Source organism: Exiguobacterium sp. UBA6282 (assembly GCF_002440475.1).
Lineage (GTDB): Bacteria > Bacillota > Bacilli > Exiguobacteriales > Exiguobacteriaceae > Exiguobacterium_A.
Window position 1 is genome coordinate 4,400 of the sequence record NZ_DJUM01000028.1, and the last position, 25,910, is coordinate 30,309.

Sequence of the window (25,910 nt, forward strand, 5' to 3'; positions counted from 1 at the left end):
CTAAATCAGTCGTCAATACGAAAGCGTAACCCGTTTTAGTCGCCACACGCGTAAAAGTACCCGTCGTCCCAAACGTTTCGAATGCTTGATTTTGAACGATGGCTGTCTTCGTACTCGTCGTCTTCGGCTCAACGAAAAGTGAAGTTGTTCGTTTAACATAACGCAGTCCTGTTTCCGGATAATTTTCGACCGGCGCATCTGCTAAATCAGTCGTCAATACGAAGGCATAACCTGTTTCAGTCGCCACGCGCGTAAAGGTACCCACCGTACCGAATGTCTCGAATGCTTGATTTTGAGTGACGGCTGTCTTTGTACTTGTCGTCTTCGGCTCAACGAAAAGGGAAGTTGCTCGTTTGACGTACTGTGTTCCAACCAATTTCGGAAGTTGCTCGAGTTGTGTCGTAGGTACGTAGACGTATTGCTCTTTCCATTTCAGGCGTGTGAACGTGTCAAAAGTGCCGTATGTATCGATTCGCTGATAAGCGGGAAGTGTCGTCACGACGGTGGAGTCAAAAGGTGAAGCGACTAATGAAAGTGGACTTTTCGAAGTCAACGTTGCTTGTTTTTGGAAGACAGGCGCTGTTTGCGTTAACGCACTTGTTGCGACATAAGCAATTCCTTCTTGCCAACTGACACGAGTGAAGTCACCGTCCGTATCGAGCGTCTTGAATGTCATTCCTGCTGGTAGTTGTTGGATGACAGTGGTAGAGTCAGCTGTTTGTAGCAATGCGGTATTCTCTTTCAAATAAGCCGTTCCTGTCGTTTCTGTGACTGTTTGTACTTCTGCCGTCGGTTGAGCAGGTGGCGATTCAGCGAAAGCAGGTGCGGGTAGAACCGAGCTCAACATCAATGTTGCAGCGAGTCCAGCAACATGAGCAGTCCATTTTTTCATCAAGAGGTTCACTCCAATTCTTAAAATTTGTCATTAGGAATAGTGTAGCATGTGCTTGTTTAAAAATTGATGAAAATCAAAAAAATAGGAGATTGGGCATAAAAAAACGGTATGCCGAAGCACACCGTTTGAAGTCATATTTTAGTCATCGTCCTCATGATCGACTTGCCATTCCCAGTCGAGCATGCCGTAAATTAAAGAGTCGCGCCAGTGGTCTTCTAAATAGACCGTCTCGCGAAGCTGTCCTTCCTTTGTCATACCGACTTTTTGTAAGACACGTTCAGAAGCGACGTTCCGTGGATCACATGTCGCTGTGATTCGGTGTAATTCTAGTTTTTCAAAACCGAATTGAAGAAGGAAAGAGGCAATTGACGTCGCGTACCCATTTCCCCATTCATCGGGTGAGAGGACATATCCGATTTCGGCGATTTTATGTTCCACGTCTGTAATGACGAGTTCACCGGCACCGATGACGACGTCACTTGGAAACGTCACGGCAAAGACATAACGACGTCTTGGTGTCTCGAGTTCACTTTCTAGTGCATCGTGCAGGAATTGTTTCGTATCGGTCTCGGAATTCGGTCCCCACGACTGAAATTGGCTGACGATGGGTTGTGACGCATAGGCGTGGACCGCTTCTACATCTTCCGGTGTAAAACGACGAATCCGAAGTTGGTCATTGATTTTATAACGCATGCAGCATCCTCCTCTTTCAGATGAAGTCACTTTAATTCTATTAGACAAATCGAAGACGAATTCCTGTTTGACACGGGAAAAAGGGCGTGCTAGGGTGGACGTATCGAATGAAAATAGGCAGTATCCTCTAGGGTTCCGTACGGCTGGACCGAGGGAGGAACATGGACGTTTGTCCATGCAACGGAGGGATAAAAGCCCGGGAGTAAAGCGAATCGTCTCGCTTGCTCCCGGGCTTTTTCATTTGAAATCATCTATTAGGAGGCAATTACTATGGCAAAGTATTGGATCGGGATCATTATCGCAGCGTGTTTTGAAGTCGGTTGGGTCATCGGGTTAAAACATGCGGCAACACCATTCGAATGGGGAGCGACAGTCATCTGTATCATCGTTAGCTTCACCGTATTGATTAAAGCAAGTAACCATTTACCGGTCGGAACGGTCTATGCTGTCTTCGTTGGTCTCGGGACGGCAGGGACGGTCTTGACGGACATCGTGTTGTTCGATCAAGCGGCTTCCGTGATGAAATTAGCATTAATCGCTGTCTTACTCGTTGGCGTCATCGGTCTAAAATTAGTCAGTGGAGAGGAGAAATCAGCATGAGTTGGGTGTATTTAGTCATTGCCGGAATCTTTGAGATGTTTGGTGTCGTCTTGATCAATACATTTAATCAAAATAAGAATGCGAAGAATCTACTGTTGATGGGAACAGGGTTCGGACTCAGTTTTCTATTCTTGACGCTTGCAATGAATGGCTTACCGATGGGAACAGCGTACGCGGTCTGGACAGGAATTGGAGCAGCGGGCGGAGCGATTCTCAGCATGGTGCTTTATAACGAATCAAAAGACTGGAAACGGCTCGTCTGTATCGGTCTTGTCTTAAGTGCGACGATCGGTTTAAAACTTGTCGGCGAATGACCGTTTACATGTCAAACAGATGACGTTTTAACGGAACGCATATTTTTTGGCATATTTTAATGCAAAAGAGGAAATACTCCTTATAGAAGCTACGCATGACAAATCGTGTTAATAAGGGGAGAACATCCATGAAAACGAAACAATATATCGGAACGTTCTATTCAGAAGACGAATTGATCTCAAAAATGGACGAACTACACATTCAAGGACATCGGGAAGAAGACTTTTACGTGATCGTCAAGGAGAAGTCGAATATCGCACTCGTCCGTAGCCAGATGGACGCAGAAATCGCGACAACAAAACCGTCTTGGATGGACCGGATTCGTGGGAACAAAGGTCGTGATCAAGAAGTCGATGATCTGTTCGAGTCACTTGATCTATCAGATAATGAAATCGAACAACGAAAAACGGAAGTCGAAGGTGGGGGCTTTGTTCTGTTACTTGAAGTCCAAGACATCCAGTTCGATCCACATTTAAATACAGACAACACACATCCTGATGTAAAAGTCCGTTATGGTAGTGGAGAAGAAACGCATACGTCATCAGACGCTAATTCTAACGCACAGCTTGGCTCAGGTAATTCGCTTGACGTTGATAAGGATTCAAAGGAAGAGCACGCGGAGATTGATTTGCATCGCGCAGGTACCGATAAGATGCCGCAAGACGAGCAAGCAATCGATCATTCGAAAAAGCTCGATGGAAACCGAGAACCGAATATTGCGATGCGTCGGGATGATGATTTCCGGCGTCCAGAAACAGAATACGAGGAAAAAGAACAGGATGCAACGCAAGACGGTGAAGAACATCGTCAATCCAAACATCAATCGAATGACATTGCCAAGCAAGACCATGGAAATAATTTAGACCGCTAAAATAATAGAATGGAATCACACGTCAGGGTCATAATCGAAGAAGGTACCTTTCGGATAAAATCTGAAAAGTACCTTCTTTTTGTATGGAGATAAAACGAGAATCGTCTCGTTTTATTTATCATCCGGATTTGATCCTGTACGCACATTAGCGTTCAATTGATCAATCGCTTGCATATCAGTGTCTGACAAGCTGAAGTCGAAGACATCGAGATTTTCGCGAATCCGGCTTGGTGTGACGGATTTCGGAATCGCGACGATGTCATGTTGCAAGTGCCAACGGAGAACGACTTGAGCAGGTGTTTTCTGATGACGGTCGGCGATATCGACGATGACCGGATGCGTCAACGCATCGCGTCCTTTCATCAACGGACTCCATGCTTCGACGACGATACCTTGCTTGCGGCAAAAGTCTCGAATCGCTTCTTGGCTAAGAAACGGATGGAGTTCAATCTGATTGACGGCAGGAACAACCGATCCTTCGGCTAAAATTCGTTCCAAGTGAGGAATATGGAAGTTCGAGACACCGATGGCACGCGTCCTCCCTTCTGCATAGAGATGCTCGAGCGCTCGCCATGTCTCGACATAGCGATCTTCTTTAGGCATTGGCCAATGAATCAGATACAAATCAACATAATCAACGCCGAGCTTTTGCAGACTCGTCTCAAAAGCGGCAAGTGTCTCTTCATAGCCATGATCGGAATTCCAGACTTTCGTCGTCAGAAAGATCTCTTCCCGGGGAATACCCGAGTCACGCAGAGCACGACCGACGCCTTCTTCGTTCTCATAAATCATCGCCGTATCGATTGAGCGATACCCGGCGCGAAGCGCTTCGCTGACCGCTTCATATACTTCTTCTTCCGGTACTTTAAAAACACCATATCCGAGTTGGGGCATGCTGATACCGTTATTTAACGTGATCTGTTGCATCGATTCATCGACTCCTTTATAGTAAATTCTTTTCTTGTCTAGTGTACGCGCTCCTCCTATAAAAATCGAATGATTGCCGAAGCGCGTTCTTTTGCGTATACTGAGCGATAACAAATATTAGGAGGCGATTCTGTGATTCGACAAGCTGTTTTACAATACATACATGAGGAACACGCACTCGATCAACTCGAAGAAATAATAGGTAACCGTTCGGCAGTCTTGATTCATGGACGTCAAGCCTACGAAGCAGCTGCTTTTGCTTTACCGGATGTTCCCCGCTTTTTATTTGAAGGACATTGTACGGATCAACAGGTGGCATTCTTCAAACAAGTATGTGCTCCGTATGATGTGATTCTCGCACTCGGAGGTGGGAGTGTCATCGATACGGCAAAACAGGTCGCGTTTCAATTACAACGTCCTGTCATCGTCATTCCGACGATTGTCTCGAACTGTGCCCCGTGGACTCCGCTCAGTGTCATGTATAACGAACAGGGACAGTATATTCGATTTGACACGTTTCCTGTCGTGATTGAAGCTCTTTTACTCGATCATCGTATCATCGCAACGAGTCCGTATGATTATTTTGTCGCCGGACTCGTCGATACGCTAGCAAAATGGTATGAAGCACGTGCCTTGAGTGGGTCTACAGCAAGCGATCCCGTCATCGAGACGGCACTCCGGACAGCTGAGCGATGCAAGGACCTCATTTTGTCGACGAATGTGACAGAAAAACGTTTTCGTGAATATCCAGCTGAAATCCAATACCTCGTCGAGACCGTCATTCCATTAGCCGGAAGCATTGGAGGTTTTGGTGATGCGGCGACACGCGGTGCAATCGGACACGCGGTACATAACGCATTATCTCCTTATCCAGAAACTCATGCGTTCTTACATGGGAGTAAAGTCGGTTACGGGTTACTCGTCCAAGAGAAGCTGCTCGGACATGATGATGATTATATAGAGTTGCGTGACTACCTTCTTGCACAAGAGCAGCCAACGACCCTCACTGATTTCGGAGTTTCGCTCAACATTGTCGAAGCACTTGCTTTTCAAACATCGAAAGAGGAGCTGTGCCGTCTGTTGCGTCCAATCGTATCAGCAGAACAACTAGTCGATGCCATCACACAGAACGAGACAGTGTCCGTTTCGACTTCTTAACCTAAAAATACGCACATGTTCCGAATCAGACGGTCCATGTGCGTATTTTTATTGTGCTTTCGCCAAATGAGCGTAAGGAGTGGGACGACCGAGTAGGTATCCTTGACCAAGATCAAAGCCGAGTTCGCGGCAAAAATCGAGTTCTTCTTGACGTTCGATGCCTTCAGCTAAGATTTGAATCCCCATTTCTCGCGTTAGATAACGGGCTTTTCGTAAGAAAGCTTCGTTTTCTGAGTTCGTATCGCAGTGATCGATGAAGGAACGATCGATCTTAATATAATCCGGTTGAAGCAAGGACAACATATCAAGTGTTGAGAAACCAGCGCCGACATCGTCTAGTGCCACTTGAATGCCTTGCTTTTTATACTGTTCGAAGACGTGTTTCAAATGGTTGACGTCTTCAATTTTTTCCGTTTCGACGACTTCGAAGACAAGCCGACTTGGATCAACTTGATAACGCTCAACGATTTCAAACGTATGGCGCAGGCAGTACTCCGGATTATAGATCGTCGAAGGGAGAAAGTTGATGAACGTTTTTGTTGTGCCACCGATATGATGTGTCGCGCGAATCGCTTCTTCGCGCGCCCGTTGATCAAGCCGAGAATGAAGCCCCATCTTCGATGCTGTTGAGAATAGGACACCTGGTGAGATAGGAGTGTTGTCATCTGCTGCTCGCAGTAATGCTTCATTCGCAACGAGTACATTTTGTTGAATATCATAAATCGGTTGCAAATGGCTCGTCATGACACCGTGTTGGATAAAATCAATTGCTGACCGATGCTTTAGTTGTTCTAGAAGTGCTGAAGCTAGAATGGGTGCTGTCACATAACGCGATTGTGTGGCGCGACAGGATACCGAATAATCCGCTACACGCAAGAGCGATGTTAGTAACTGTTCGAGTTGTTCGAACGATTGATAGGAATAGATTTCTGGTGTTGGTGATTGGATATGGAGTGCTCCAGCTTCGACGAAACGGATTGATGTCGTACATTCGGCGCAAGGATGCCACATAAAAGATGTCCACCTCTCGATACATCAAAAGATGTATTTATTAAATTGGTTAAACTCTTTACCCTGAGAGAAAAAGAAATTAAACCTATCTTTCATAATCATTGACCTCATATAAAAAAGAGAAGGGAACGACGGATGCATTTCCGTACGTTCTCTTCTCTATCGGTCACATGATTTCATTGTGAAGTGTAAAATATCCAGAAAGCGAGATGCAACACAGCTGCAAGTGGCACCAACCATTGAAATTTCGCTTTCCGTGTCTTGTGCCGGACTGTATACATACCGATCCAAGAACCAAGCGCACCACCNNCCGGTGTCCGGTAAGCATGTTGTCGTGCTCGACGTTTATCCTGCCACATCGAGCCAAATCCGATGAGTGTCAGGAGGATGTAATAGCCTAAGATAATCCTCATGAAAACCGACTCCTTTTCTAACGTTCGGCACCACCGCCGCCGGAACTTCCGCCACCACCACGACTACCGCCGTTTCCACCACCGCCACCGCGCATGATTGCGGAAAAAATGTTCAAAATTGCAAAGAAGAACATACCGCCAGTGAACTTCATATCGAGGAACAATAAAATCAGTAATCCGGCACCGATCAGAATCTTCGTCCACAGCGGAAGCCCACCATCATTTTGAGATTTCGGAGGGTCTTGCGACTCAAGCGACTGATCTTTTGAAATGACACTGACGACAGCTTTGTATGTTTCGCTTGCTGCTTTTCCATACTGACCATTCTCTTTATAAGGAACCGCGTATTGATCGAGGATACGACCGGCCGTGATATCGGTCAGAACCCCTTCGAGTTTATAACCGACCTCGATCCGAAATTGGCGATTCTTTTCGTTCGGAGCGACGACGACGAGTACACCATTGTCTTTTCCTTTTTGACCGATTCCTTGTCGCCGGAATGTTTCATTGGCGTAAGAACTTAAGTCCTGTCCTTTTAGATCGGGAACCGTCTTCAGCACGACTTGCGCCGTCGTGTACTGTTCGAGTTCCTGACCGAGTTGCGCGAGTTCGGCTTCTTCCGACGGTGTGAGCAACTGAGCATCATCTTGAATGAAAAAGGCTGCTCCCGTTCGTTCTGAAACGGCACTAGCCGTCGGAACGAAGAGGAAGAAGACGAGGAACGCGCTCAACAGAAGTCGCGTCCACCGCCGAATCATTTCGAATCACTGTTAAAGTCGACAGTCGGATTTTCTCGGTCGCTGTCTGAAATTTCGTAATACGGCTTTTTCTCAAATCCGAATGCAGAGGCATAGAGTGCTGTTGGGAAGCTCCGACGTTTTTTGTTATAAAGCGTCACGGCATCGTTGTAATCCTTGCGGGCGATCCCGAGACGATTTTCTGTTCCTTCCAGCGTATCCATCAATGATTGGAATCGTTCGCTTGATTTTAGTTCCGGATAAGTGGTTTGCAAAGCAATCAATCCACGAAGCGAAGACGTGACTTGTTGATCGGCTTCAATCCGTTGTTCGGTTGACGCGGCGCGCGCAAGACCAGCTTGAGCTTCAGCGACTTTGCCGTATACTTTTTCTTCTTGACCCGCGACACCTTTGACCGTTTCGACGAGGTTCGGAATTAAATCCGCACGACGCTTGATCTGGTTATCGACTTGCGACCATTTATTCGATACATCTTCTTCTACATTGACGAGGCTGTTGTATTGGCCGATTGCTAAAAACGCAATCACGACGACGACAACGACTCCGATGATTAATGGGAGTTTTGATCGACTCCGACTTCTGCGTGCCATATGGCGTTCACTCCTTTAAGTATGTCTCATCCCTATATACCCTTAACCGAATGAATTAGTTTCAAAAAAAATAAAAAACCGTCAGCTAAAATAGCTAACGGTTAGAATTTACATGTAGACGATGACAGCAAGAATAGCTGCTAAGACAAGACGGTAGATTGCGAATGGAACGAGTTTGATCTTGTTGATCAGCTTCAAGAAGAAGCGAATCGATAAGAGGGCAAACACGAACGACGCAACGAAACCGACAGCATAGAATGCGAAGTGGTTCGGTTGAATGTTCTCCCAGTTCTTAACGAGCGAAAGGAAACTAGCACCGAACATGATCGGTACAGCCATGATGAACGTAAAGTCAGCTGCCGTCCGGTGATTCATCCCGAGGAAGACCCCTCCGGAAATCGTTGAACCAGAACGGGAGAAGCCAGGCCAAAGGGAAATACATTGGAACAGACCGACGAGTGCTGCTTGGCGATATGTAATCTGATCAAGCGATGTGGTTTTTGGTTCCTTTGGTCCGAATTTATCGGCTGCGATCATCAAGAGGGCACCGACAGCAAGACCGATGATGACCGTTTCAATCGAGAAGAGGTTCTCATCGATGAAGTCTTCGAATAACAATCCGAGAATAGCAGCAGGTAATAGACCGATCAAAACGTGACGTAGTTTTAACTTGTGTGTCCCTGATGCGTCATGTTCGCCTTCAATCTTATACAAACCGATCAAGCTGAAGAGGCGTTTCCAAAAGACGACGATGACCGCGAGGATTGATCCGAGCTGAATGACGACCTTAAAGGTGTTCGCCGAATACTTACCAAGAAATTCTGTTGTTTGTAACCACATGTCATCCACGATGATCATATGACCAGTCGAGGAGACAGGTGCGAATTCCGTCATCCCTTCGACGAAACCGAGTAAAAGAGCTTTCAAGAGTTCAATGATGTGCATGGTAATCTCCTTCTATAATGATGTGCTATGTAAAAACATATCATGTTTTATTCTTGTGAGATAGAACCAATCAGAATATCGGGCGCAAGACCGAGGAAAGTATGGATTGATAACGGAAGGAAAAAGGCGTACGATGACTGTATAATCAAACAAATATTTGAATGAGGTGAGAGAATGCGTGAAGCGACTGAACCGATCCGGATTTCAGGAATTGATTGTGCGAACTGTGCAGCGAAAGTAGAGCGTGGCGTGGCAAACGTAACAGGAGTCAAGGAAGCGACGTTGGATTTCGCAGGGCAACGTCTCTATATCACATACGCATCCCCAGATATCCAAGAACAGACGTATCGTCACGTTGTTCAGCGTGTTCACGAACTAGAACCAGATGCTCTCCTGCAACGCGAGCAGGATACACGAGACACGACTGAAATGGTATTTTGGACAAGGTCAAAGAAACTTCAAACACTCATAGGTCTGACTTCTTTCGGAATAGCATTTCTTGTTCCCGAGTCCATACAAATATGGTTGTATCTTACGGCGTATGTATTCATCGGGAATGAAGTATTACGTAATGCACTTCGGTCGACACGACGCGGACAGTTGTTTGACGAGAATTTTTTGATGATGCTCGCGACGATCGGGGCATTCGTCATTGGGGAGTATACAGAAGCGGTGGCAGTCATGTTGTTTTATCAAATCGGTGAATATTTTCAGCATAGGGCTGTCAATCAATCACGACGCTCGATTTCAGCATTGATGGATATTAGACCAGAGCAAGCCGTGCTTGAGGATGGGCGACGTGTGCGTCCGGAAGATGTCATTCCAGGACAGCGAATCATCGTCCGTGCTGGGGAACGGATTCCACTTGATGGAACGATCAAGCAAGGTACTGCCTTTCTGGATACGGCAGCATTGACAGGAGAATCGGTTCCTCGGCGTGTACATGAAACGGATCATGTGCTAGCCGGTACGATCAGCACGGGCGGACAGTTAGTGATTGAAGTAGATCGGTCGTATACGGACTCGGCGGTNNGGTCGCGAAAATCATTTCACTGGTAGAACAAGCCTCTCGTCATAAAGCACCGACGGAAAAGTTCATCACACGATTTGCGCGAGTTTATACGCCGGCTGTTGTCGTGATTGCGCTAATTTTAGCGGTTCTGCCGCCTCTCTTACTGAATGCTTCCTTTAGCGAGTGGACGTACCGGGCGCTTGTCTTTCTCGTCATCAGTTGTCCTTGTGCGCTCATGCTCTCCATCCCGCTCGGCTTTTTTAGTGGAATCGGTGCTGCTTCAAAGCGAGGCATACTCGTCAAAGGCGGAAATCATCTAGAATCGTTGCAACGAATCGATACCCTCGTCTTGGATAAAACAGGTACGTTGACGAAAGGGAATTTTGAAGTCGTCGCTATTCAAGCACATACGATGACGAAACAAGAGTTACTACAAGTAGCAGCTCGGGTGGAACGGCAATCGAATCATCCGATCGCGACTTCGATCGTCCGGGCGGTTGATGGCTTACCATCTAAAGATGGTGGCATTCACTTATCAGAAATAGCAGGGAAAGGCGTCAGTGGGGAGTACGATGGTCGACTGCTGCGTGCAGGAAATGCCGAGTGGTTAAAGGAACTGGGCTTTACACCTGATAAAGAAACCGAAATCGGTACCTATGTTCACATTACTCAGGACCAAGACTATCTGGGATGGATTCGAATTGCAGATCAACTGAAGACGACGACGATGGAAGCGATCATCCAATTGAAAAAGCGAGGCATCCGTCGAATCGTCATGTTGACAGGCGATCGGAAACAGACGGCAGAAGCAATCGGAAAACAGTTGGATCTCGATCACGTCATTGCGAACTTGTTGCCGCATCAAAAAGTCGAAGCGCTGGAAGAACTGATGAAGACAGCAAAAGGAAAAACAGCGTTCGTAGGGGATGGAATCAACGATGCCCCTGTCCTGACACGGGCGGATGTCGGAATCGCCATGGGCGGAATCGGGAGTGATGTGGCGATTGAAGCAGCGGATGTCGTTTTGATGACCGATGAGCCGAAACAGCTTGCCGATGCGATGGATGTTGCCAGAACGACGCGAAAGATCGTCTATCAAAACATCTATTTTGCCCTTGGAATCAAAGCAATCTTTTTGTTACTTGGAGCCTTTGGAATCGCAACGATGTGGGAAGCCGTCTTTGCTGATGTCGGTGTGACAATGTTAGCGGTCCTGAATGCGATGCGTCTATTAAAGATACGTGCATGAACAAATATGCGATCATTTCCTCTTTTGAGGAGATGATCGCATATTTTTAGATCACCCGAGTGCGACATCGAGAATCATCATGACCGTAAACCCGACCATCAGACCAAGCGTTGCTAAATCGGATCCGTTCTCTGCTTGTGATTCCGGAATCAATTCTTCGACGACGACGAAAATCATCGCTCCGGCAGCAAACGATAACGCATACGGTAGAAGCGGTTGAACGAAGAAGACCGCGGCTGCTCCGACCATCGCGGCAATCGGTTCGACGATTGCTGACAATTGACCGTAATGGAAGGCGCGCCGGCGCGACATCCCTTCACCGCGTAACGGAATCGATAACGCAGCACCTTCGGGCATGTTTTGAATGCCAATCCCGAGTGCGAGTGTCAAAGCCCCGGCGACGGTCGCTCCGTCCATATTCAAGGCAGCGGCACCAAAAGCGACACCGATCGCAAGACCTTCCGGAATGTTATGCAACGTGATCGCAAGAAACAGCAACGTCGTTTTCTTAAGTCCTGTTGAAGGACCTTCAGCTGTTTCAAGTGGTGCGGATAAGTGCAAATGCGGTGTGACGAAGTCAAGGAGACGGACGAAAAATCCACCCGCAAGGAATCCAATTGCAGCAGGAATCCACGCGATGCCACCGTCCTGCTCCGTGAATTCGATCGCTGGGGCGAGCAAAGACCAGAATGAAGCGGCGATCATGACACCGGCTGCAAAACCAAGCATCATGTTCATGACGCGTTTTTCAATCGTTGTAAAGACGAAAACGAGTGCCGCACCAAGTGCGGTTAATCCCCAAGTCATCATACCGGCAAGTAATGCTTGCACGACGACGGGGAGGGAAGTGAACCAATCCAACATGACTATTCCTTCTTTCCGGGCACGATTTGAAGCGGCTATCTGTATGAAAGCTTACCCGTTTTCGATCCGAACGATTCGTGTGAAGGAGATTTCTACTGCAACACGACCACGCAGAAAGAGAACAGAACGTTCAGGCTCTAGCCGTTCAACAAAACCGACGACCGTCACGTAGCTACTTTCCTTATAATACGTGATTTCGAGTTCGTTTCCTTCTATTAAAGCCTCTTGAAGTAAAAAGTGCCACGATTCTTGCAGTTGTTCATCGATTTCAGGCAAGTCGAGCTGATGCATTTGGACATAATACTCCCGGAGCAATTGCAAGTGCTCCGGCATGAGAAAAGGGATCCACTTTAAATTCCCTCGATCACGATACGCTGTCATGAAGATCACCTCCTGGATGACCGCCAACGAAACGAAGCCGCCGTTTGGCGACGCTCGTATCGAGAAACGAGACAGCGAGACGAATCGTTCCTTTCCCGTAGCGGAGGTTAACGATGTCCATTGCTTTTAATAACCGCCGCCGCTTCCAGAGTCGCGTATTATCCTCGAACAAGGATAACTGTAAGGTGCCTTGATCGGCAGTTAGATGTCCCACTGCGACAGATAAAAAACGAACGGGTTCCCCGTCAAGCCAATTCGGTTCGAATAATTGTAAGACATGACGCAGAATGATTCGCTCATCGGATGTCGGATAAGGCAACCGGACTTGACGCGAGAAGCCACTTCGGACGACGTTTCGAGAATAGCGGACACCGATATGAACAGTCCAACCAACTTGATTCGAAAAGCGGCAACGTGCCGCAACATCCTGCACGAGTTCGTTGAGCACATTCCGGATACGTTCGAATTGATAATAGTCCTGCATCAAGGTCACACCGTGTCCAATCGTCCGTTGAGGGGCTTTCTCGAACAAATGGCGAGGGGCAAGCAGTGTCGGTGACGCGTCAAGACCCCAAGCGTGGTGCCATAGTTCGGCGCCGATGACACCGAAGCGTTCATGTAACTCTTCGACTGGGCGCATGGCAAGGTCACCAATCGTTTCAATCCCCATCATCTGCAGATGTTGTTCCATGCGGTGTCCGACTCCCCACATCTTCCGAATCGGAAAATCATGGAGACGTCGTGCGACATCAGCGTATCCACATTGTGCGATGCCTTCTTTTTTCCCGATTAAGTCAAGCGTCAGTTTCGCGATGACGTTATTTGGACCAATCCCGATGCGGACGTGAATGCCGGTCTGCTTCAGAATCGCTTCTTGAATCTTTTTGGCAGCTTGCAGATCGGAACCAAACAGGCGATCGGTTCCAGTCATGTCAATGAAACTTTCGTCAATCGAATAGACACGAATCGCTTCAGGTGGGGCAAATTGATGCAGGACATCTAAAACACGAATCGACGTTTTCATATAAGCGAGCATGCGCGGTTCGACGAGTTGAATCGTACGACGAATGGCGTAGGGTAATTGCTCGATTTCGTACAGTCGACCGGCTGTCTTGATTCCAAGCGCTTTTAGGGCGGGAGTAGCGGCGAGAATGACGGATCCGCTTCGTTTTAAATCGGAGACGACCGCAAGACGTGTCGTTAAGGGAGGGAGATTGCGATACTGGCATTCACAGCTGGCGTAGAAGGAAACACTGTCAACACAAAAAATACGTTTATTCTGTGGTAAAACGACGGAAGGAAACATTTGAATCACTCCTTTACATAAAAGAACATATGTTCTTATTTTGATTTTCTTTGACTATAGCATGGTCTCAAAGTGTCTCAAAATAAAAAACTGTTGAAAAAAGAGGGAATTCGAACGATTGACCCTTATGCAAAAGGAGTTTGATACACTAAAGGAGAGAAAAAGGGGGAATTTCTATGAAAGAGATCGTTATCCGTTTACCAGAATTACCGAAAACGCTTCAAGCAGAGACGTTCGATCAAGTCGAAATCGACGATCCATATCTGAAAGGAGCACGTTATGAAAAGGAGTCGATGCCTGTCGAACTGACGGAGCGTATCGATGCCTATCAAGTATGTTTTCAAAATGTCTCGTTCGCGAACCTCACCTTTGACCGCGGTTCGTTCGAAGATATTCGTTTCGAGCAATGTGACTTAACAGGATGTCACTTCCAAGAAACCCGTTTTCACCGCGTGTCTTTCGTCGGATGCCGGATGACGGGTGTTCAGTTTGAAGATTGTACGCTTGATCATCTGACGATCGAAGAAGGACTCGCAGACTATGCCCAGTTCATTCGTAGTACTGTCCGTCATCAGCATTGGAGTGAAACGACGATGAAAGAAGCACAGTTCTTCGAAGTGAAACCGACCCATTGGAAACTCGAAGCGGTCCGGCTTACTGATAGCCAATGGATTGAAACACCATTAAAAGGTCTTGATCTCCGGCAGACGGAACTCTCTGGTATCACAATCGATCCGCGATTTTTACCGGGCGCAGTCATTACGGAAGAACAAGCAGTCGCCTTCGCTCGATTATTAGGATTGGTCATTCCATGAAAAAAGTCTCTTTTCGATGAATTTCGAAAAGAGACTTTTGATGTGTTCTTAAAATGACATCGTTTCGCCATCTTCCGGAATGAGGAAATGGGCAGAGAGGTGGAAGGCAGCTAAAAAGTCAGCAATCATGTCGCGCCGCAGGAGACAGTGATTGACGGACTCGAGGTGCGAGACGATGATCGTTGCTTCCGCTGCTGCTTCGTGTACGGCAAGGAGATCACGCTGCGACATCGTGATCGGTTCTCCCGTCAGGAACTGGGCAGCCCCACTGTTGACGACGATGATATCTGGTGTATGTTGTTCAATCGCATGCGCGACCTCGTCACACCAGATCGTATCACCTGCGATATAAAGCGTCGGTTCGTCCGGATGCGTGAGGACAAGTCCGGAGACATGTCCCATTCGTTCACCGATTTCACCGACACCATGCTGTCCACCTGTTCGATGGACCTGGATATCACCGATCGTCACACCGGAATCGAAGGAAGAGACGTTCGTGAAGCCGGCTTCTCGGATTTGCCGTGCGTCTTCTTCTTGCTGCGCATAGAATGGCAAATGCTTGGGTAGAAATTGTTTTGCAGCATCATCGAAATGATCCGCGTGCAGATGCGTGACGAAGACAGCGTCAGGATCGAGCAGTGTCTTAACATCGACCGGTAAGTCGACGAGTGGATTGGCGACGGCATTCGGCGTTTGACCGAAAGGAGGTAAACTGCCTTTTTCGCCGAGAAACGGATCAATCAGTAAAACTTGATTGGCATACGTGACGACAAGCGTCGCATTACGAATTTGTTGAATATCCATTAGGTTCATCCTCTCTCAATGACTCGGATTGATTATTCCCCGTCTGGCATTCAATGAATCCTATCGTAAGCGTTTCTCCATCGCCATGACGTCGACGTATTCGCCGTTCAAGCGACCTTGTTCCTTAAATGTCCCAACAATCCGGAATCCGGAACGGATGTAGAGCTTTTGTCCGATTTTATTGAACGGGAAGGTAAAGAGAATCAGCTTATGCATCTGATGATCGCGCGCATGTTGTTCGGCAGTTTCTAACAACTGTGTCCCGATCCCTTGTCCGCGATGTGTTCGAGTAATGTAGACGGAAATCTCACCAACTGTCGCATAGACAGGACGCGGGTTATACGGATCAAGAGAAATGAAGCCGAGGACACCTGTCTCATCTTCTGCGACATATCCAGCGTAGCGATGCGTACGCTCTGCATACCACTGGGTCATGAACGATAAATCTTTTCGATCCGTCTCAAGCGTTGCGATTCGGTCTTCGATGCCTTCATTATAAATGGATAGAACGGCGGGTAAATCATGTTCCGTTACAGGACGAATATGCATGTTGCTCACTCCCCAATCGCTTTTCCCTCATTATATCTGTTACGTGTCGATGTAGTGATATGTTTGTGAGATAAGAAAAAGCGCCGATTCTCCTTATATAGAAGAAATCAACGCTTTTGTCGTTCTTAAGAGACCGTGGATGTCTCGTTCTCGTAAATTGGAACCCAGCCATCCGTCGTGACGAAAATTCGAACAGCGACGACTTTCCGATCCTCTTGGAGCGTAAAGTAGTGGCGTGTATTGACAGGAACAGAAATCAAATCACCAGGATTGAGTTCGATGTTATAGTAGCCGACTTCTTCGTCTTTGATCGCGAAGACGCCGTGACCGCTTACGATGAAACGGACTTCATCATCCGTGTGATGATGTTCTTTCTGGAAGTTGACGAGCAACTCGTCAAGGTTCGGTGTCGTATCCGAAAGTGAAATGATATCAGCTGTCTGATATCCACGACGTTCTGATACGTCTTTGATTTCTGGAGCGAACGTATCGAGAATCGTTTGTTTGTCGGCATCCGTCAGTGTGAAGTTCTCGACGAGAGGTGCTGGTAGTTTTGAGACGTCCCATTGTTCGTAAAGAACGCCGCGCGATGCGAGGAAGTCAGCGACTTCCGTTTGATCCGTATACCGTGTGTTTGTTTCTTGGAATAAGACTGTTGCCATGAGATGATTCCTCCTTTTAATAGATAGATTGACGGCATGATTGCAACGTCAACGTATAGTTGAATAAAAACTCGAAGGCTTCGAGGTGTTTCTTTGCTTCAAAGGCGGTCGGTGCCCAGACCGTGATTCCGTGATTGCGAATCAGGACGGCACCGCTGTCCGCTGTGACATATGGCGCAAAAGCAGCAGCGAGTGTCGGGATGTCCGCGTGATTCGGAATGATCGGCACCGTGACCGTCGCATCTTCTTCCCAGTGACCGAGTGCCTTGATGATTTCTTGACCGGAGAAGGTGATACTTCCCTGATCGCCATATAACTCCGAAATCACATTGTTCGCAATCGTATGGACATGCAGGGAACATCCGGCGTTCGTTCGGTTGAACACTTCGACATGGAGCAATGTCTCAGCAGAAGGGCGCCCGGATTGCTCGCCGATCAATTGACCGGTCGCATCGACATGAACGAAGTCGTCAGGAGTCGTCTGCCGCTTATCTTTCCCACTTGCCGTCACAAGAAATTCAATCGGAATACCGGACGTCCGAATGGCGAGGTTACCACTCGTACCAGGGAACCAATCGCGCGCTGCAAGTTCTTGTTTGATGGCGCGTAGTTCTTCATACCGTCGCATGAATGTCATATCGTCACCTCCGATCGTGCTAAATCATGAACGATATCGTGGAACGTCTCAAAAGGTGTATAGGCGATATCATTTTCTTCACACAACGTGATCAGATAATCACGGGCATAGACACGATCCGCTTGTTTTGCGAGTTCGAAGTCCGTCACTGAGTCACCGATGACGATGATGACGTCATCGTCTTTGCATAATGTACGGGCAACGGATGTTTTACAACAGCCGCATCCATTCGTGCAATGGGCATCGCAGGCGTGTGGCCAATCGATGTGGACGAATGGACCACTGAAATCGGCAATGTTACAGTAAATCTGCTCTTGCTCGAGGAACGGTGCTAAGATCGGTTCGACGAAAAAGTCCATTCCACCGCTAACAATCGAAAAATGGATTCCTTGACGACGACTGTACTGAAGCAACTCCGAAAATCCTTCGCGAATGACGGCGCGCTCCATCAAGAAATCAAGATAGTCCGCTTTACCGTCGGACGGCAGAAGCGCGAACATCTGCCCGACACCACTTTGGATCGATAACGTCCGGTCGAGCACGCCACGTTTCAACGGTTCGAAGTCATTCACTGGCACAAATACCTCCATGAGTGCAATGATGTTATCCTGCATCGTTACGGTACCGTCGAAGTCACAAAGAATTCGTAAGGTCATGACTTGATCCCCCAAGCGTCGAGCGCGACTCGTAATTCTTCATGTCGTGACGCAGCATTCGATAGGGATTCATTTGCGAGTGCCGCATCAAGTGCTTGACGAAAAGCGATAACACCAGCCGCAGCACCTTGCGGATGACCATGTACGCCACCACCAGCGTTGATGACGGAATCGATCCCGAAGTCGCGTACGAGTTGAGCAACGAGTCCTGGGTGAATACCGGCTGAAGGGACAGGGAAAATCGCTTTCGTCTGACCGAGGCGAGTCGCTTCGACCGCGATGCCGCGGGCGACGTCCTTCGGAAGAGCGACATTGCCGTAAGGTGACGGGAATAGTGTTAAGTCTGCACCAGCAACGCGCGGTAATGTGCCAAGTAAGACAGGCGCTGCAACACCGTGGTTCGGGCTAGCAATCAATGCACCGCTGTAAGCCGGATGATTGAAAATGGGAACGTTGATCTCCGGATCACTTGCCAATTCACGTAAGACGTCGAGTCCGTATGTGAAGGTATTCAACAAGAAAGCAGTTGCTCCAGCGTCAATCAATCGTTTGGCTTGATCCTTGAGCGTAAAGACGGGACCACTAAGTGTGATCGCATACAACGCACGTTTACCGGTCCGGTGGAAATGAGCATCGATAACCTCACGTCCGATCCGTGCCCGATCAATCGTCGGTGTCAACGGATTGTCATATAGGATCTCATCGTCCTTGACGAGATCGATCCCACCAGCAAGTTGTCCTTCGAGTTGATCACGAAGGAACGATAAATCGCGTCCGATGACCCCTTTGAAGATGCTCATTAACAGTGGACGATCTTCGACACCAATCAAGGAACGAACCCCTTCAATCCCGAACTTCGCACCTGGAAAATCCGACGTGAATGTATCGGGTAGTAGCAGTTCTGTTAATTTGATTTCACCGTCGAGTGAAAGTTTCCCGAAGACGGTCGTCAAGATCGCAGAAAAGTCGCGCGATACATTGTGTTCCGGGTAACGAATCGTGATATAGCCTTTACCGTCGCGCTCTTCCGTATGTACGACTTCTCCTTTGAATGAGGCGAGTTGTTGTTGCTCAAGATGATTCAGCTCCGTCCAGGAACCAACCGTCAGACCAAGCGCGAGTTGTTCGGCGCGTTGCTCCAGTCGATCGCGGGCGGTCAATTGATAAGTAGCTGTGATGTAAGCCATGTCTTTCCTCCTTCAATAAAAAAATGGTCTCTTGTCAGCGACAAGAGACCATGAATGATTCGAACGTGGACTCTTATCTGTCAGCTTAGTAGCTGCAAGAATTAGCACCGTGCCAAAAGGTCGGTTGCTGCGACATCGTAGGGCTTGTCCCTCCGTCTGCTCTTGATAAGAATTGGATGAAATTGTGAAATCTAATTGCAATTTTTACATGAGAGTCACGACTTGTCAAACTATTTTTAGAAAATTTATTTTTTTGAAAATACTCTTTCTATATATGGAGCGAAAACGATATCCGTTTCTGCTTGATTTCGATTTGACAGCAGGGAAGAGGATTGCGTAAGATTCAAATCAATATCACACACGACAACTACATACGACTCTTATCGCGAGTTGGCAGAGGGAATTGGCCCGATGACGCCGCAGCAACCGACCACTTGGCACGGTGCTACATCCAACAGACGTTTCGTCTGAGAGATAAGAGGACGCAGTGACTTTCCTGCGCCTCTTTTCGATGACGAAAAGAGGCGCTTTTTCGTGTATCACACAGGGGGAACTGAGATGACATACAAAGCATTTACAGAACAGGACGCGATCGAACGGGTCCGCTCACTAGGACTGATCGGCGACGGAGCCGTCGAAGCAGAAGAGATTGGCGACGGCAATCTCAACCTTGTCTTTCGAATTCGAGAAGGTGAACATCGATTGATTCTAAAACAAGCACTTCCGTACGCGAAAGTCGTCGGTGAAAGCTGGCCACTATCACTCGAGCGGGCGTGGATCGAGCAATCCGCACTCCGTGAATTCGCCCGGCATGCCGTGCCGTTCGTACCGCGTGTTTTTCATGCTAGTCACGACGAGGCGTATACGGTCATGGAAGATCTTTCACATCTGACAATCGTTCGAAGCGGTTTACTCGCAGGTGAACAGTATCCGTTGCTTGCGGAACATATTGGTTCTTATCTCGCTCGGACTTTATTCCATACATCGGACTTTGCGCTTGGTCCGGTTGAAAAAAAACGTGTCGCCCGAACGTACTACAATCCGGACTTGTGCGACATCACGGAAAAATTAATCTTCACGGATCCGTTCCATGACGCGGAGACGAACGAGATTGAAGCCGGGCTTGAAGAAGAGGTGGCACGTCTATGGGCGGACGATGAGTTGAAACGCGAAGTCGCAAAACTCGAAGCGCTTTTCATCACGAAAGGAGATGCGTTGCTACACGGCGATCTACATACAGGAAGCATCTTTGCTTCGGCAACGGAAACGAAAGTCATCGATCCAGAATTCGCCTTTTATGGTCCATTCGGATTTGATGTCGGACAGTTCATCGCCCACTTATTCTTTGCAGCATACCCGGATTATTCAGCACTTCGTGATGCCCGGATTCGCGACATCGATACGTTCTGGCTGACGTTCGCTTCGACGTTCCGCGCCTTATGGGAACGCGAAGCCGTCGAACCATTCCGGACATCGGGACTCGTCGACGATGTACTGAGCACGATCTTGCAGGATGCCCTTGGCTTTGCCGGTTGCGAACTGATTCGTCGGACGATCGGACTCGCACCAGTCGCTGATTTAGAAACGATTAGTTCTATGACGGAACGACTAGAACGAAAACAACATGCTTTACGTTTAGGATCGGCGTTAATCAAACGTCGGACCGAATGCCGGACATTTGATGATTTACGAAACTTCGACGTAACGGAGGAACTTAGCCGATGAGTACATTCGTTCAAAGTATTCGTTATGAAGATCGTGTCTTGACGATTCTCGATCAGACACGTCTACCGCAGGAAGAACACTATGAAGTCATTACCGATCTTGCACAAGCGGTCGAAGCGATTAAACAACTGCGCGTCCGAGGGGCGCCTGCGATCAGTTTATTTGGCGGATTCGTACTCGTTCAAGAGGCGTACCGGTTTGAAGCAGAACTGTCGATCTATAAGCAGACTTTGCTTGAGACATCAGCGACGTTACTCGCGACACGACCGACGGCTGTTAACTTACGAAATGTCCTTGATCAATTGAATCCAATCATTCAAGACGGGACGTCGGTAGAAGAGATCCGCGAACGGCTCGAGCAGCGGACGATTGCCTTATACGATCAGGATGCGCAGACGTCACGTCAAATCGGGATTCATGCACTTGAATTGTTCCAGTCAGGTGACCGGATCCTAACGATCTGTAATGCTGGATCGATTGCGACCGCTGCTTATGGAACAGCACTTGCGCCATTCTATATCGCAAAAGAACGCGGCATTGAATTATCGGTTTTTGCGAGTGAGACGCGACCATTACTGCAGGGAGCACGACTGACGACATGGGAGCTACAACGTGCCGGCATCGATGTCACGCTAATTACAGATAACATGGTCGCCCATACGCTGAAAGAAAAACAGATCGATGCAATCATCGTCGGGGCGGACCGGATTACACGCAACGGAGATACGGCGAATAAGATCGGAACGTTCCAACTAGCATTACTCGCTCAAGCTTTCGGTATCCCGTTTTACGTCGCAGCACCGCTCTCGACGTTTGATTTCTCACTTGTTTCCGGAGACGCGATCGAAATTGAAGAACGTGATCCGCAGGAAGTGACGACTGTCCAAGATGTTGCGACAGCACCAGAAGGAGTTGCTGTCTTCAACCCAGCTTTTGATGTCACACCACACACATTGATCACGGGCATCATCACCGAACTTGGTATTATCACGCAACCGAATGAAGAAACGATTGAAAAATTAACGGGGCTTCAACCCCTCGGATAAGGAGACAATTCATGAAAAAATTAGCTTACGCCGTCCTAGCACCGGCCTTATTACTAGCGGCTTGTGCGAATGGAGAAGCGACGACGAAAGTCGTCAAGGATGTACCAAAAGGAGTTCAATCGGACGTCAAGATCGCCGTCATCCGTAACCTCGCATCGGACGACCATACGAAGCAATTCCTTGATGGCGCACGAAGTGAAGGAGAAGCGCTCGGCTTTAAAGTCAGCACGTTCATTTCGGAAGGTAACGATGTCAAGTTCAAGGAACTGGTCGCGCAGGCGATTCAGCAAGAGTATGATGGGCTCATCATTTCGCACGGTAAGGAAGACTATGCCTATGACATGATCAAACCAGCAGTCGATAAAGGACTGAAGGTCGTGACGTTCGATACGGTCACGAAGAAAAAAGGGGCATCTCTACAAGACGTGACGGAAACGTTCCAAAACGATCATCAACTTGCGAAGCTATCACTCGATGAAGTGACGAAGGTGACGGACAAAAAGCCGGTCCGTGTCATCAAACTCTGGTTCGGACCAGGTTTTGCCCCGCTCGATCGTCGTCAGGAAATCTATAAGACGTACGAAGCAGACGGCAAAATCAAAACGCTTGAGACGGTTGGACCGACGAACTTCCAAGATGTCCAAGGGGATATCGCGACAAAGATGAATGCCATTCTCGCGAAATACCCGAAAGGAAGCGTTGATGCCGTTTGGGGAGCATGGGACGAAGTCGCAAAAGGCGCTTACAAATCGCTCAAGGATAATAAACGTCAAGAAATCCCATTGATCTCGATCGATGTCTCAAATCAGGACATCAACCTGATGCGTGAGAAAGGCAGCAACTGGGTTTCGACGAGTGCGGTGGATCCATTCCTGATTGGACAAACGGACATGCGACTACTGGCTAAGAAAATCGCCGGAGAGAAGACACCAGATAGCTTTGATCTCGATGCGAAACTCGTTGAGCAGAAGGCATTGAAGCAGGACACAACGATGTATAATCTTGATACGATCATCAAAGGTTGGAGTACGTCGGATAAATTCAATGAGCCGTGGATGGACCGGTTGCGTGACGTCCATAAAAAACAATGACGTCTATCAATCATCACCTGGAAATGACCGGGATTTCACTTGCGTTTCCGGGAGTCCAGGCACTCAAGCAAGTCTCCTTTGAGGTGAAGTCTGGTGAAATTCATGCGCTTGTCGGTGCGAATGGTGCCGGTAAGTCGACGCTGATGAAAGTCTTATCTGGAGCGGAAACAGCGGATGAAGGAATCATCCGTCTTGACGGGAAAGAACTGTCAATTCAATCTCCGCGTGATGCAAAACGAATCGGGATCGATCTCGTCCAACAAGAGGTTGATGTGGCGCTTGTCCCGTATTTGACGGTTGCTGAGAATATCTGTCTCGATCTGTTGACGGACGGAACAATGACGGGTTTGGTATCCCAACGCCGTTACATACAGCGTGCGAAAGAAGCGTTAGCGACATTACAGGCGGATATTTCCGTCAAGACACGTGTCGAAGAATTACGTCTTGCTGAAAAGCAACTCGTATTGATTGCACGCGCCCTCGTTCAGGAACGTCGTTTTTTAATTTTGGATGAACCGACGGCACCTCTCAGTCAGGCGGAAACAAGCCATCTCTTTTCAGTCGTGCGTCGTTTAGCGGAACGGGGACTTGGGATCATTTTCATTTCCCACCGCCTACAAGAATTGTATGACATTTGCGACTCCATCTCGGTCATGCGCGACGGTCAACTCATCTCGCGACATCTTTTGACAGACATCACGAAGGAAGCTGTCGTTGAGCAGATGCTCGGGCGTAAGCTTACGTCTGTCGCGAAAACGTCACGGATCAATGCGACGAACGTACTGACGGTCGAGAGTGCCACGAATGCGGACGTCCGCGACATCTCCTTGACGGTTCAAGCAGGGGAAGTCGTTGGTATCGCGGGTCTTGTCGGTGCCGGTAAAACGGAATTATGCAAAGCATTATTCGGTGATCGCCCGTTTCAGGAAGGGGAGGTTCGTATAGGTGGAAAAGCCCATCGCCTTTGCAATCCACAAGCTGCGATTCAAGCGGGAATCGGTCTCGTTCCGGAAGAACGGCGAAAAGAAGGAATTCTTGTTGCCGATTCTGTCGCAGAAAACCTGACAGCAGCGGCAGCTCATGATTTCGTCAACCGCTGGGGACTGATGGATCGTCGTAAAGAAGTCGAACAGGCATCGAAATGGGTCAAGGAGCTGGGCATCAAAGTGGCAGACGTGAAACAGGAAGTAGGTCAACTATCCGGTGGGAATCAACAAAAAGTCGCCATCGGAAAATGGTTACTGACCGATGTTTCTGTCCTCGTCTTAGATGAACCGACGAAAGGTGTCGATGTCGGAGCTAAACAAGATATCTATCGTCTGATTGACGAACTCGCGCAACAACAAAAAGGGATCCTTTACGCGACGAGTGAATGGGATGAACTTTTGACCGTCACGGACCGAATCTACGTCATGTTCGATGGACGGATTGTCCATGAAACGAAGACGGCGGATACATCAGAAGAAACCTTGTTGTGGTATGCGACAGGAGGAGGGCAACGATGAATGAGGTAGTATCAAAACAAACGAATCGGGGGAAAGGTTTACGTCCGGTCCTTGGATTCTTGAACGACTGGGGGATCGTCCTCGCGATCCTTGCCCTCGTCCTGTTTTTTGCGACGACGGCTCCAACATTCCTACAAGGGACGAATTTGATCAATATTTTACGAAGTATCTCCATCGTGACGATCATCGCGATTGGTTTGACGGTTTCATTGACGATCAATGGATTTGACTTATCCGTAGGATCAACTGCAACACTTGCAAGCTCCTTCGTCGTCTCATTCTTCGTCTGGTACAGTCTGCCACTCGGTGTCTCGATTGGTCTAGCACTCCTTCTGTCTTTAAGTGTCGCCTTGTTGAACATCTTACTTATCGTCTGGTTTAAGATTCCGGATTTGTTTGCGACGCTTGCGACGATGTTCATCGTCGAAGGTGCCGCGATGACGTATACCGGTGGTGGTTCAATCAGTGCCGGAATGCCGCGCTTAGACGGTACACCAACAGTCGGCACAATTCCGGAGGCGTTCGCGAAAATCAGCCAGGCGCCTTGGATCATCGTCATCATGCTCGTCGTCGTCGCTATGACACATGTCTTTTTAAGTCATACGCGACACGGTCGTTTTCTCTATATCATCGGTGGGAATCCAGAAGCCGCACGACTGACGGGAATTCGTGTCAACCGCTACCGGGCACTCGCATATCTGATTGCTGGGTTACTTGCTGCAATCGGTGGGATTTTGCTTGCGTCACAAGTCGGATCGTCGCAAATCAACGCCGGGTCCGGTTACTTGATGCCAGCGGTCGCAGCTGCCTTCATCGGCTCGTCGTTCGCAGGGCAAGGAAAACCGAATGCCCTTGGCACACTCGTCGGAGCTTGTCTCGTCGGGATTCTTGAAAATGGTCTTGTCATGTTGTCTGTTCCATACTATTCGTTGAATATCATCAAAGGGCTGGTCCTTGCGGTCGCACTCGCGACGACCTATGCGCGGTATCGGAAAAAATAATTAAAATTCGACGTTTCATTTATAACATATTCGGTAATATTCAATATATGAAAGGATGGTGATGCACATGAATGATTACCAATGTAGAGGGAACGATCGCATGTCGCTTCTGAAAGAAGAGGATCACCGGACTTGACGAACGTTGTCCATTGACACGGATGTATTCGTGTTTTACGTGCAACTGCACGGTTCAAGAACGGATTACGGCATGTGTTCGTTCCTGAAACAAATAAGGGGAAACGCT

Annotated in this window: 29 protein-coding genes and 2 riboswitches; of the genes, 12 read left to right on the forward strand and 17 right to left on the reverse strand. The window is 48.1% G+C overall.

Going from position 1 to position 25,910, the window contains the following annotated elements:
• Positions 1–892, reverse strand: an 892-nt coding sequence (locus B2751_RS08705; RefSeq protein WP_290774300.1) for a hypothetical protein, incomplete at its 3' end; no start/stop codon positions are given.
• 141 nt (positions 893–1,033) lie between these two features.
• On the reverse strand, positions 1,034–1,588 hold the full coding sequence (locus tag B2751_RS08710) for a GNAT family N-acetyltransferase (protein WP_035411009.1): 555 nt from the start codon (positions 1,586–1,588) through the stop codon (positions 1,034–1,036).
• A gap of 270 nt (positions 1,589–1,858) precedes the next feature.
• On the opposite strand from B2751_RS08710, the gene B2751_RS08715 reads away from it, so the two are divergent.
• The 3 genes from B2751_RS08715 to B2751_RS08725 all read left to right on the forward strand — a co-directional run bounded on the left by B2751_RS08715 (position 1,859) and on the right by B2751_RS08725 (position 3,374).
• On the forward strand, positions 1,859–2,188 hold the full coding sequence (locus tag B2751_RS08715) for a DMT family transporter (RefSeq protein WP_035411006.1): 330 nt from the start codon (positions 1,859–1,861) through the stop codon (positions 2,186–2,188).
• Positions 2,185–2,502 (forward strand): DMT family transporter, encoded by a 318-nt coding sequence (locus tag B2751_RS08720; protein ID WP_035411003.1) that lies wholly within the window; start codon positions 2,185–2,187, stop codon positions 2,500–2,502. Before B2751_RS08715 ends, B2751_RS08720 begins: the two co-directional genes overlap by 4 nt.
• A 128-nt stretch (positions 2,503–2,630) precedes the next feature.
• A complete protein-coding gene (locus B2751_RS08725) occupies positions 2,631–3,374 on the forward strand; it encodes a general stress protein (RefSeq protein ID WP_056063752.1) in 744 nt (247 codons plus the stop codon).
• 111 nt (positions 3,375–3,485) lie between these two features.
• Here the strand turns inward: B2751_RS08725 and B2751_RS08730 are convergent, their stop codons facing one another.
• A complete protein-coding gene (locus tag B2751_RS08730; protein WP_290774301.1) occupies positions 3,486–4,301 on the reverse strand; it encodes an aldo/keto reductase in 816 nt (271 codons plus the stop codon).
• 132 nt (positions 4,302–4,433) lie between these two features.
• Between B2751_RS08730 and B2751_RS08735 the strand changes: the two genes are divergently transcribed.
• On the forward strand, positions 4,434–5,459 hold the full coding sequence (locus B2751_RS08735) for an iron-containing alcohol dehydrogenase family protein (RefSeq protein WP_035410994.1): 1,026 nt from the start codon (positions 4,434–4,436) through the stop codon (positions 5,457–5,459).
• A gap of 48 nt (positions 5,460–5,507) precedes the next feature.
• On the opposite strand, the gene B2751_RS08740 is transcribed toward B2751_RS08735, so the two are convergent.
• The 5 genes from B2751_RS08740 to B2751_RS08760 form a co-directional block, all read right to left on the reverse strand.
• A complete protein-coding gene (locus tag B2751_RS08740; RefSeq protein ID WP_290747937.1) occupies positions 5,508–6,470 on the reverse strand; it encodes an EAL domain-containing protein in 963 nt (320 codons plus the stop codon).
• Positions 6,471–6,646: 176 nt separating this feature from the next.
• Positions 6,647–6,883, reverse strand: a complete 237-nt coding sequence (locus B2751_RS08745) for a DUF1294 domain-containing protein (protein ID WP_290774303.1) — start codon at positions 6,881–6,883, stop codon at positions 6,647–6,649.
• A gap of 17 nt (positions 6,884–6,900) precedes the next feature.
• The gene (locus tag B2751_RS08750; protein ID WP_035410986.1) at positions 6,901–7,641 is read right to left on the reverse strand and encodes a TPM domain-containing protein; all 741 of its coding nucleotides are present in this window, start codon (positions 7,639–7,641) and stop codon (positions 6,901–6,903) included.
• Positions 7,638–8,231, reverse strand: coding sequence for a LemA family protein (locus tag B2751_RS08755; protein ID WP_029340715.1), 594 nt, complete (start codon positions 8,229–8,231; stop codon positions 7,638–7,640). Before B2751_RS08755 ends, B2751_RS08750 begins: the two co-directional genes overlap by 4 nt.
• Positions 8,232–8,339: 108 nt before the next feature.
• On the reverse strand, positions 8,340–9,176 hold the full coding sequence (locus tag B2751_RS08760) for an undecaprenyl-diphosphate phosphatase (RefSeq protein WP_290774305.1): 837 nt from the start codon (positions 9,174–9,176) through the stop codon (positions 8,340–8,342).
• Between the two features lie 174 nt (positions 9,177–9,350).
• Here B2751_RS08760 and B2751_RS08765 point away from each other — a divergent pair, with 174 nt between their 5' ends.
• Both B2751_RS08765 and B2751_RS08770 read left to right on the forward strand, forming a co-directional pair.
• Positions 9,351–10,235, forward strand: a complete 885-nt coding sequence (locus B2751_RS08765) for a heavy metal translocating P-type ATPase (protein WP_290774311.1) — start codon at positions 9,351–9,353, stop codon at positions 10,233–10,235.
• Positions 10,229–11,437 carry a heavy metal translocating P-type ATPase gene (locus tag B2751_RS08770; RefSeq protein WP_290774336.1) on the forward strand — a complete coding sequence of 403 codons (1,209 nt, stop codon included), beginning with the start codon at positions 10,229–10,231 and terminating at the stop codon, positions 11,435–11,437. Before B2751_RS08765 ends, B2751_RS08770 begins: the two co-directional genes overlap by 7 nt.
• Positions 11,438–11,488: 51 nt before the next feature.
• On the opposite strand, the gene B2751_RS08775 is transcribed toward B2751_RS08770, so the two are convergent.
• Genes B2751_RS08775 through B2751_RS08785 form a run of 3 tightly spaced genes read right to left on the reverse strand, consistent with a single transcriptional unit; the run spans position 11,489 to position 13,988 of the window.
• Positions 11,489–12,301: a ZIP family metal transporter gene (locus B2751_RS08775; RefSeq protein ID WP_023467025.1), complete on the reverse strand. Its 813-nt coding sequence runs from the start codon at positions 12,299–12,301 to the stop codon at positions 11,489–11,491.
• Positions 12,302–12,352: 51 nt separating this feature from the next.
• Entirely contained in the window at positions 12,353–12,682 is a 330-nt protein-coding gene (locus tag B2751_RS08780; RefSeq protein ID WP_056063735.1) for a YolD-like family protein, read from the reverse strand.
• Positions 12,666–13,988, reverse strand: coding sequence for a DNA polymerase thumb domain-containing protein (locus B2751_RS08785; protein ID WP_035410978.1), 1,323 nt, complete (start codon positions 13,986–13,988; stop codon positions 12,666–12,668). The genes B2751_RS08780 and B2751_RS08785 overlap by 17 nt, the downstream gene beginning before the upstream one ends.
• Positions 13,989–14,164: 176 nt before the next feature.
• Between B2751_RS08785 and B2751_RS08790 the strand changes: the two genes are divergently transcribed.
• Entirely contained in the window at positions 14,165–14,803 is a 639-nt protein-coding gene (locus B2751_RS08790; protein WP_035410976.1) for a pentapeptide repeat-containing protein, read from the forward strand.
• 48 nt (positions 14,804–14,851) lie between these two features.
• Here B2751_RS08790 and B2751_RS08795 read toward each other — a convergent pair whose 3' ends face one another.
• From B2751_RS08795 to B2751_RS08820, 6 genes are all read right to left on the reverse strand, one after another.
• Positions 14,852–15,607, reverse strand: a complete 756-nt coding sequence (locus tag B2751_RS08795) for an MBL fold metallo-hydrolase (protein ID WP_056063727.1) — start codon at positions 15,605–15,607, stop codon at positions 14,852–14,854.
• Between the two features lie 60 nt (positions 15,608–15,667).
• Entirely contained in the window at positions 15,668–16,156 is a 489-nt protein-coding gene (locus B2751_RS08800) for an arsinothricin resistance N-acetyltransferase ArsN1 family A (RefSeq protein ID WP_056063724.1), read from the reverse strand.
• A gap of 125 nt (positions 16,157–16,281) precedes the next feature.
• Complete coding sequence (locus B2751_RS08805; RefSeq protein WP_035410968.1) at positions 16,282–16,818, reverse strand: 1,2-dihydroxy-3-keto-5-methylthiopentene dioxygenase; 537 nt, start codon at positions 16,816–16,818, stop codon at positions 16,282–16,284.
• 16 nt (positions 16,819–16,834) lie between these two features.
• On the reverse strand, positions 16,835–17,455 hold the full coding sequence (locus B2751_RS08810; RefSeq protein WP_290747921.1) for a methylthioribulose 1-phosphate dehydratase: 621 nt from the start codon (positions 17,453–17,455) through the stop codon (positions 16,835–16,837).
• A complete protein-coding gene (locus B2751_RS08815) occupies positions 17,452–18,111 on the reverse strand; it encodes a 2-hydroxy-3-keto-5-methylthiopentenyl-1-phosphate phosphatase (RefSeq protein ID WP_290774315.1) in 660 nt (219 codons plus the stop codon). The genes B2751_RS08810 and B2751_RS08815 overlap by 4 nt, the downstream gene beginning before the upstream one ends.
• The gene (locus B2751_RS08820) at positions 18,108–19,298 is read right to left on the reverse strand and encodes a 2,3-diketo-5-methylthiopentyl-1-phosphate enolase (RefSeq protein ID WP_290747914.1); all 1,191 of its coding nucleotides are present in this window, start codon (positions 19,296–19,298) and stop codon (positions 18,108–18,110) included. The genes B2751_RS08815 and B2751_RS08820 overlap by 4 nt, the downstream gene beginning before the upstream one ends.
• A 70-nt stretch (positions 19,299–19,368) precedes the next feature.
• A riboswitch (SAM riboswitch) is annotated at positions 19,369–19,470 on the reverse strand.
• Positions 19,471–19,675: 205 nt separating this feature from the next.
• Positions 19,676–19,779: riboswitch (SAM riboswitch) on the forward strand.
• A 77-nt stretch (positions 19,780–19,856) separates the two neighbouring features.
• Here B2751_RS08820 and mtnK point away from each other — a divergent pair.
• The 5 genes from mtnK to B2751_RS08845 are packed head-to-tail and all read left to right on the forward strand — an operon-like array spanning position 19,857 to position 25,666.
• Positions 19,857–21,023, forward strand: a complete 1,167-nt coding sequence (gene mtnK / locus B2751_RS08825) for an S-methyl-5-thioribose kinase (protein ID WP_056063714.1) — start codon at positions 19,857–19,859, stop codon at positions 21,021–21,023.
• Positions 21,020–22,069: an S-methyl-5-thioribose-1-phosphate isomerase gene (mtnA, locus tag B2751_RS08830; protein WP_290774318.1), complete on the forward strand. Its 1,050-nt coding sequence runs from the start codon at positions 21,020–21,022 to the stop codon at positions 22,067–22,069. The genes mtnK and mtnA overlap by 4 nt, the downstream gene beginning before the upstream one ends.
• An 11-nt stretch (positions 22,070–22,080) precedes the next feature.
• On the forward strand, positions 22,081–23,160 hold the full coding sequence (locus B2751_RS08835; RefSeq protein WP_290774320.1) for a sugar ABC transporter substrate-binding protein: 1,080 nt from the start codon (positions 22,081–22,083) through the stop codon (positions 23,158–23,160).
• Positions 23,157–24,665 carry a sugar ABC transporter ATP-binding protein gene (locus B2751_RS08840; protein WP_290774322.1) on the forward strand — a complete coding sequence of 503 codons (1,509 nt, stop codon included), beginning with the start codon at positions 23,157–23,159 and terminating at the stop codon, positions 24,663–24,665. The genes B2751_RS08835 and B2751_RS08840 overlap by 4 nt, the downstream gene beginning before the upstream one ends.
• Positions 24,662–25,666 (forward strand): ABC transporter permease, encoded by a 1,005-nt coding sequence (locus B2751_RS08845; RefSeq protein WP_056063700.1) that lies wholly within the window; start codon positions 24,662–24,664, stop codon positions 25,664–25,666. The genes B2751_RS08840 and B2751_RS08845 overlap by 4 nt, the downstream gene beginning before the upstream one ends.
• Positions 25,667–25,910 lie beyond the last annotated feature (244 nt).

Coding starts and splice junctions, on each gene's coding strand:
- B2751_RS08710 (WP_035411009.1), bottom strand. CDS start 1,588: ATGCGTTATAAAATCAATGACCAACTTCGGATTCGTCGTTTTACACCG.
- B2751_RS08715 (WP_035411006.1), top strand. CDS start 1,859: ATGGCAAAGTATTGGATCGGGATCATTATCGCAGCGTGTTTTGAAGTC.
- B2751_RS08720 (WP_035411003.1), top strand. CDS start 2,185: ATGAGTTGGGTGTATTTAGTCATTGCCGGAATCTTTGAGATGTTTGGT.
- B2751_RS08725 (WP_056063752.1), top strand. CDS start 2,631: ATGAAAACGAAACAATATATCGGAACGTTCTATTCAGAAGACGAATTG.
- B2751_RS08730 (WP_290774301.1), bottom strand. CDS start 4,301: ATGCAACAGATCACGTTAAATAACGGTATCAGCATGCCCCAACTCGGA.
- B2751_RS08740 (WP_290747937.1), bottom strand. CDS start 6,470: ATGTGGCATCCTTGCGCCGAATGTACGACATCAATCCGTTTCGTCGAA.
- B2751_RS08750 (WP_035410986.1), bottom strand. CDS start 7,641: ATGATTCGGCGGTGGACGCGACTTCTGTTGAGCGCGTTCCTCGTCTTC.
- B2751_RS08755 (WP_029340715.1), bottom strand. CDS start 8,231: ATGGCACGCAGAAGTCGGAGTCGATCAAAACTCCCATTAATCATCGGA.
- B2751_RS08760 (WP_290774305.1), bottom strand. CDS start 9,176: ATGCACATCATTGAACTCTTGAAAGCTCTTTTACTCGGTTTCGTCGAA.
- B2751_RS08775 (WP_023467025.1), bottom strand. CDS start 12,301: ATGTTGGATTGGTTCACTTCCCTCCCCGTCGTCGTGCAAGCATTACTT.
- B2751_RS08780 (WP_056063735.1), bottom strand. CDS start 12,682: ATGACAGCGTATCGTGATCGAGGGAATTTAAAGTGGATCCCTTTTCTC.
- B2751_RS08785 (WP_035410978.1), bottom strand. CDS start 13,988: ATGTTTCCTTCCGTCGTTTTACCACAGAATAAACGTATTTTTTGTGTT.
- B2751_RS08790 (WP_035410976.1), top strand. CDS start 14,165: ATGAAAGAGATCGTTATCCGTTTACCAGAATTACCGAAAACGCTTCAA.
- B2751_RS08795 (WP_056063727.1), bottom strand. CDS start 15,607: ATGGATATTCAACAAATTCGTAATGCGACGCTTGTCGTCACGTATGCC.
- B2751_RS08800 (WP_056063724.1), bottom strand. CDS start 16,156: ATGCATATTCGTCCTGTAACGGAACATGATTTACCCGCCGTTCTATCC.
- B2751_RS08805 (WP_035410968.1), bottom strand. CDS start 16,818: ATGGCAACAGTCTTATTCCAAGAAACAAACACACGGTATACGGATCAA.
- B2751_RS08810 (WP_290747921.1), bottom strand. CDS start 17,455: ATGACATTCATGCGACGGTATGAAGAACTACGCGCCATCAAACAAGAA.
- B2751_RS08815 (WP_290774315.1), bottom strand. CDS start 18,111: ATGACCTTACGAATTCTTTGTGACTTCGACGGTACCGTAACGATGCAG.
- B2751_RS08820 (WP_290747914.1), bottom strand. CDS start 19,298: ATGGCTTACATCACAGCTACTTATCAATTGACCGCCCGCGATCGACTG.
- mtnK (WP_056063714.1), top strand. CDS start 19,857: ATGACATACAAAGCATTTACAGAACAGGACGCGATCGAACGGGTCCGC.
- mtnA (WP_290774318.1), top strand. CDS start 21,020: ATGAGTACATTCGTTCAAAGTATTCGTTATGAAGATCGTGTCTTGACG.
- B2751_RS08835 (WP_290774320.1), top strand. CDS start 22,081: ATGAAAAAATTAGCTTACGCCGTCCTAGCACCGGCCTTATTACTAGCG.
- B2751_RS08840 (WP_290774322.1), top strand. CDS start 23,157: ATGACGTCTATCAATCATCACCTGGAAATGACCGGGATTTCACTTGCG.
- B2751_RS08845 (WP_056063700.1), top strand. CDS start 24,662: ATGAATGAGGTAGTATCAAAACAAACGAATCGGGGGAAAGGTTTACGT.